The sequence below is a fragment of the Pseudomonas sp. REP124 genome (assembly GCF_020164475.1).
GTDB lineage: Bacteria > Pseudomonadota > Gammaproteobacteria > Pseudomonadales > Pseudomonadaceae > Aquipseudomonas.
The window spans coordinates 1-3,451 of sequence record NZ_JAIQWX010000268.1 but is presented as its reverse complement, the minus strand read 5'-3'; the positions used below and the strand labels follow the sequence as shown (position 1 = coordinate 3,451).

4 protein-coding genes are annotated in these 3,451 nt (G+C 61.5%); 2 read left to right on the top strand and 2 right to left on the bottom strand.

Going from position 1 to position 3,451, the window contains the following annotated elements:
* Window positions 1-30: 30 nt before the first annotated feature.
* Entirely contained in the window at window positions 31-1,005 is a 975-nt protein-coding gene (gene ftrA, locus K9857_RS30040) for a transcriptional regulator FtrA (RefSeq protein WP_224542162.1), read from the bottom strand.
* Window positions 1,006-1,106: 101 nt separating this feature from the next.
* Between ftrA and K9857_RS30035 the strand changes: the two genes are divergently transcribed.
* Window positions 1,107-1,535, top strand: coding sequence for a rhodanese-like domain-containing protein (locus K9857_RS30035; RefSeq protein ID WP_224542160.1), 429 nt, complete (start codon window positions 1,107-1,109; stop codon window positions 1,533-1,535).
* A gap of 70 nt (window positions 1,536-1,605) precedes the next feature.
* Here the strand turns inward: K9857_RS30035 and K9857_RS30030 are convergent, their stop codons facing one another.
* Window positions 1,606-2,247 carry a type 1 glutamine amidotransferase gene (locus K9857_RS30030; protein WP_224542158.1) on the bottom strand — a complete coding sequence of 214 codons (642 nt, stop codon included), beginning with the start codon at window positions 2,245-2,247 and terminating at the stop codon, window positions 1,606-1,608.
* 308 nt (window positions 2,248-2,555) lie between these two features.
* Between K9857_RS30030 and K9857_RS30025 the strand changes: the two genes are divergently transcribed.
* On the top strand, window positions 2,556-3,335 hold the full coding sequence (locus K9857_RS30025; RefSeq protein ID WP_224542156.1) for an ABC transporter substrate-binding protein: 780 nt from the start codon (window positions 2,556-2,558) through the stop codon (window positions 3,333-3,335).
* Window positions 3,336-3,451: the final 116 nt, after the last annotated feature.

Here is a 3,451-nt window from a genome sequence, read left to right as displayed (position 1 = left end):
CCTGCTCGCGATGGGGGCCTCAAAAACACCTCAAGAAATGACCTTGACCCCACGCCCAAACCGCTCCCGATACACCGACGGCGGCACCCCGACCACACTGCGGAACGCCACCCGAAAACTCTCCACCGACCGATAACCACAACGCTCGGCAATCTGCTCGGTGTTCTGGTCGGTACTTTCCAGCAGCTCCCGGGCCCGCCCCAGGCGTTCATGCTGCAACCAGCTCTTGGGTGACTGGCCGCTGGCCTCGGTGAACCTGCGCAGAAAAGTGCGCTCGCTCATCGCCGCTTCACTGGCCAGATCGCGCACCTCCAGCGGTTCATGCAAACGCTCCCGCGCCCACTGCATCACGCGGGAAAGATCGCTGCGCGGTGTAGGACTGACCGGCGTGGGAATGAACTGCGCCTGGCCACCGGTGCGCTGCGGCGACATCACCAGGCGCCGCGCCACGGCGTTGGCCACCTGGGTGCCGAAATCCCGCGCCACCAGGTGCAGGCAGGCGTCGATGCCGGCGGCGCTGCCGGCCGAAGTGATCAACTGGCCCGAATCGACATACAACACGTCCGGGTCCACCTGAATGTTGGGGAAGCGTTCCGCCAGTTCCGTGGTGTAGCGCCAGTGCGTGGTGGCGCCGTGTCCGTCGAGCAGGCCGGTGGCCGCCAGCACGAACACTCCCGAGCAGATCGACAGCAATCGCGCACCCTGGGCATGGGCCTGACGGAGGGCCTTGATCAGCGCCTCGGGCACCGCCGCGTTACGGTCGCGCCAGCCAGGGATGATGATGGTCCGGGCTTGTCCGAGCAGTTCCAGGCCGCCATCGGCCAATACCTGGATGCCGCCCATGGCACGCATCGGGCCCTGATCAACGGCGACGATCTGGTGTTCGTACCAGGGAAACTCGAACTCCGGCCGCGCTAGGCCGAAGATCTCGACGGCGATGCCGAACTCAAAGGTGCAGAGGCCGTCGTAGGCCAGAATCGCGACCAATCCAGGGGTAGAGTGCATTTGGCGGAAAATTCCCGGTGAGTGTCTTGTCCGCCACTGTAGCGGCAAGTGGCGGGCGGATAAAGTCTGTTCACACCCAACGACATTCAGGAGAAACAACCATGACCAGCCTGGTTCGCGAAATCCCCGCCGCTTCGTCCGCCATTGCCCTGATGCATTTCAGCAACCGCCTGACCTTCGAAACCGATTGTTCCGACGTCCATGGCAGCCAACAGGCGGGTGAAGTGGATTTTGTCCTGATCGACGTGCGCGGGCCTATGGCGTTCGATCGCGGGCATGTGCCCGGAGCGATCAACATTCCACGGCGCATGCTCACCGCCGAAGCCCTGGCGGATTACCCGAAAAACAGCCTGTTCGTGGTCTATTGCGCAGGCCCGCACTGCAACGGCGCGAACAAGGCGGCGGTGAGGCTGGCGGCGCTGGGGTACCCGGTCAAGGAGATGATCGGCGGCGTGACGGGGTGGTTGGATGAGGGGTTCGAGCTGAGTGTCGCGCTGCCAGCCAAAGTCGCGATCGGCTGCGAATGCTGAGTTTCGCTCAACACTGATCAACTGTGGTGAGGGGATAAAACCCCTCAGCACAAAGGATTTCATCGCGAGATCAGCGAACCTCTGAGGCAGCCCACCACTCATCCAACGCCCCCTGCAACCACTCAAAAACCGCAGCATGCGCCGCACCATCCTGCTCCCCGCGAGGCAGCGGCGACTCCTCGGCAAAATGCTCGTTCAACAAGGCCACCGACTGCGCACTCCACTCCGGATGAAACTGCAGCCCCACCCGCGTCGACCCCACGCGATACATCTGCTGTTCACACTGCTCGCTGCTGGCCAGCAATTGCGCGCCCGGCGGCAGATCGATGGCGTCCTCGTGCCACTCCAACACCTTCAGCGTCCGACCGTCGCTGAACCTCACTTCGGTCCATCCGGTTTCGGTCCGTTCCATTCGCCGCACATTGCCGCCCAGGCTCAGCGCCAGCAACTGCGCGCCCAGACAGATGGCGAACACCGCCGCGCCCTGGTCCAGACTGCTCGCCAGCCACTGACGCTCAGCTTGAAGCCATGCCGGCCCGCCATTGGACTCATAGGGACCGCCCAAAATAATCGCCGGTGCTGCACTGGCATCAGGCAACTCACCCAGGTCGGCTCGGAAAACATTCAGCGTCACCTCGCGGGAAGCCGCCCACAGGGCAATGGCGCCGGGACCTTCGGCGGGGTGGTGCTGGATCAGGTTCAACTCGGGCATGGGGCTACTCTTGGGGGGTAGACGGGCAGTCAATGTGCCGCAAAAAAAGGCCCCTCGCCAGCGCGACTCTTCAGTCGGAACATGCTCGATTGCGTGTAGGTCTTTTCTGAAAATCTGGTCCGCCTGATACACGGGAATGGATATCGCGGATTCGGCCAGTTTTTATACGTATTTGTCGCGTCAGAATAATTTGCCCCGCACCAGCCGCTCTAGACTGCCGGCCTCTTCGGTCTTGCCCGCCACAAGCGAACGGCCGAAAGTTGTTTATAAAGCTGCCAACAAAAAGCCTCCGCACACAGGAGTTATAAATGAAGAAGCTAGTGATGTTCGGTGCCCTGGCACTGTCGATGTTGTCCCTGACCGCCGTGGCCGACGACGCCAAGCCGATCCGCATCGGTATCGAAGCCGGTTACCCACCGTTCTCGATGAAAACCCCTGACGGCAAACTCACCGGTTTCGACGTCGACATCGGCGACGCGCTGTGCGAGCAGATGAAAGTGAAGTGCACCTGGGTCGAGCAAGAGTTCGACGGCCTGATCCCGGCTCTGAAGGTCAAGAAAATCGACGCCATTCTGTCGTCCATGACCATCACTGACGATCGCAAGAAGAACGTCGATTTCACCATCAAGTACTACCACACCCCGGCGCGCTTCGTGATGAAGGAAGGCACCGACATCAAGGACCCGCTGACCGAGCTCAAGGGCAAGAAAGTCGGTGTGCTGCGCGCCAGCACCCACGACCGTTTCGCCACCGACGTGCTGGTGCCGGCCGGTATCGAGCTGGTGCGTTACGGCTCCCAGCAGGAAGCCAACCTGGACATGGTCTCCGGCCGCATCGACGCGCTGCTGGCTGACTCGGTCAACCTGGACGAAGGTTTCCTGAAGACCGACGCCGGTAAAGGCTTCGCTTTCGTAGGCCCGACCTATGAAGATCCGAAATACTTCGGCGGCGGCGCCGGCATCGCCGTGCGCAAGGGCGACAAAGAGCTGGCGGACAAATTCAACACCGCCATCACCGAAATCCGCGCCAACGGCAAGTACAATCAAGTGCAGGACAAGTACTTCAACTTTGACGTGTACGGGCATTAATACGCGGTAGAAAAAGGTGGCCCCGTTGACGCGGTGGCCACTTTTTTTATGCTCGTTTTCCATTGAAACGAGACCCCTGTGGGAGCGGGCTTGCTCGCGAAAGCGGTGTGTCAGTC